1 rRNA gene is annotated in these 232 nt (G+C 50.0%); it reads left to right on the top strand.

The window, feature by feature from the left end:
- Positions 1 to 5: 5 nt before the first annotated feature.
- Positions 6 to 232: ribosomal RNA gene (locus JZX87_RS31165) — 16S ribosomal RNA — on the top strand; the annotation flags it as partial.

Genomic DNA, 232 nt, shown 5'->3' with positions numbered 1-232 from the left:
ATTCTCAACTTGAGAGTTTGATCCTGGCTCAGAACGAACGCTGGCGGCAGGCTTAACACATGCAAGTCGAGCGCCCCTCCTTCAAGCAAGCTTGAAGGATTTAATCCTTGAAAAAGAAGATCAAGAAGAGCTTCAGAATGAAGCTTTCTTGATGGAGGGGAGCGGCAGACGGGTGAGTAACACGTGGGAATCTACCCATCCCTGCGGAACAACTCCGGGAAACTGGAGCTAA

The sequence above is a fragment of the Agrobacterium sp. Ap1 genome (assembly GCF_017313375.1).
Taxonomy (GTDB): domain Bacteria; phylum Pseudomonadota; class Alphaproteobacteria; order Rhizobiales; family Rhizobiaceae; genus Neorhizobium; species Neorhizobium cellulosilyticum.
This window is presented reverse-complemented; position numbering and strand designations above follow the sequence as displayed.